The organism is Aquitalea sp. S1-19 (assembly GCF_024343515.1).
This window is the reverse complement of record NZ_RJTZ01000239.1, coordinates 1-2,064: the sequence shown is the minus strand read 5'-3', so window position 1 is coordinate 2,064 and position 2,064 is coordinate 1. Positions and strand designations below refer to the sequence as shown.

The 2,064-nt window shown below is 58.3% G+C and carries 1 protein-coding gene and 3 rRNA genes; all 4 read right to left on the bottom strand.

Features of this window, described 5'->3' with window-relative positions; all coding sequences use genetic code 11:
* Positions 1–1,083 (bottom strand): hypothetical protein (locus EGI20_RS17715; RefSeq protein ID WP_498633033.1); only part of this gene is annotated, 1,083 nt, incomplete at its 3' end.
* A 202-nt stretch (positions 1,084–1,285) separates the two neighbouring features.
* Positions 1,286–1,400: ribosomal RNA gene (gene rrf, locus EGI20_RS17710) — 5S ribosomal RNA — on the bottom strand.
* 103 nt (positions 1,401–1,503) lie between these two features.
* Positions 1,504–1,618 (bottom strand): 5S ribosomal RNA (gene rrf / locus EGI20_RS17705).
* A gap of 120 nt (positions 1,619–1,738) precedes the next feature.
* Positions 1,739–2,064: ribosomal RNA gene (locus tag EGI20_RS17700) — 23S ribosomal RNA — on the bottom strand; the annotation flags it as partial.

The window sequence follows — 2,064 nt, the reverse complement described above, 5'->3', positions numbered from 1 at the left end:
TGCATGCTGCACCAGCGGCATCGCCGCATCCAGCGCCTTGCGCGAGAGCTTGCGCACCTGCTCGTGCCCCAGCACCCCGCGCTCGGCCAGAAACGGAATCCAGGCCAGCACCAGCTGGGCATCCGGCGTCTGGTCGGCGGCCTCAAAGGTGGCGCGCGATGCCTCGGGGTCGGCCGGGGCGAAGTCGCAACCGGCATCCATAATCGGCGCCAGATGCACAAGGCTCTGGCAGGCGCGCTCGTTCAGCATGTCCAGCGTGAAAATGGTGGGCGAAACCCACAAAATGGATTTTTCCGGTACTTCCAGCGCATCGGCCAGCGCCACTTCGACCCGTTCCATCAACGGGTAATGCCACCATACCCCGCCCTTGGCACGCGAGAAAGCAAGCGGTAAAGCCCACAATTCAAACGATGCAAAGCTGCCATCCGGGCGCACCACCTCGGGACGGGCAATCGCGCCCCGTGCCGTTTCGACCAATAATTCGCGCACCGGCGCCTCGGCCAATAGCCCCAGCTGGGCCTCGGTAAACACCGCCTGATCGCCCCCCATCAGCACCTGCTGTACGGCGGCCGTCAGCTGCATGCGCGCCATAGGCTCGGCCAGTGCCTCGCGCGCCTTGTCCATCAGGCCGACAATCGCGGCCTGACGCTCGGCCGGCGGCAAAGGCTCGGTCGGAATCACACGCATTTCGCGCTGCATCGGATTGGCTTCACGCTCGGCATAAGCCTTGTTCAGCCGATCGTACAAGGCCATGGCCTCGTCGCAGATGCGCTGCAAGGCGGCGGCAGTCGGCGGCTCCTCCATGAAATTGAAGTCAAACATGCGCAAACCGCTATTGCAGACATAGTGGGTGATGTTTTCAGCTTCGTCGTATAGCACGGCACTGGCAAAACCCTCCGCTTCACGCCCGGCAAACGGCATATTGTCGTTACCGACCAGACGGCAGATAAAGGCCGGTGCCTCGGTGTGCACGATGTACTCATAAGGCTCCAGCCCCTTGTCGTCGACGGCATCGCCAAAGATAAAGCGGTTGGGAACAAAAGGATCGCCCTTGATGCGTGCGTTGCGGGGATGCGGTTTCATGTGTGACTCGGGACCAGACGGAAATTCAGCCTGCCATTCTACCGCGCCCCAGTGCCGGCGTGTTAGCCATGCGGCGGCGCCAGTGCCCTCGCTCAGCATCCAGCCACAGCACCTGTGCATCTGCACACAGCTGGCCTCGATACCGGACCTGTGCAGGAATGCAAAAAGCCCGACTCATCGAGTCGGGCTTTTTGATATGGGCTTCTGGCAGTGTCCTACTTTCACATGGCGAATGCCACACTATCATCGGCGCTAAGATGTTTCACGGTCCTGTTCGGGATGGGAAGGCGTGGGACCATCTCGCTATGGCTACCAGAAATAAACGTTTGCCGGCGCTGCCTCAGGCAACGCAGCGAATTCTGGGTGTTTCACTTTCATGCAAAAACCCCAGCTCTGATGAGCTGGGGTTTTATATGGGGCGTCTGGCGGTGTCCTACTTTCACATGGCGAATGCCACACTATCATCGGCGCTAAGGTGTTTCACGGTCCTGTTCGGGATGGGAAGGCGTGGGACCACCTCGCTATGGCCACCAGACATTAACTTGTCAAATTGTAGAAACCGAAATTAAACACCCAGACCACTTCTTTCTCTGGATGCCTTGGTAGAAGTATTGCTTCGCAACTCTGCTTATCTTAGCAAAGCCACTCAAATGATAGGATCAAGCCTCACGAGCAATTAGTATCGGTTAGCTTCATGCCTCACAGCACTTCCACACCCGACCTATCAACGTCCTGGTCTCGAACGACTCTTCAGGAGGATCAAGTCCTCAGGGAAGTCTCATCTTCAGGCGAGTTTCGCGCTTAGATGCTTTCAGCGCTTATCTCTTCCGAACTTAGCTACCCGGCAATGCCACTGGCGTGACAACCGGTACACCAGAGGTTCGTCCACTCCGGTCCTCTCGTACTAGGAGCAGCCCCCGTCAAACTTCCAACGCCCACTGCAGATAGGGACCAAACTGTCTCACGACGTTTTGAACCCAG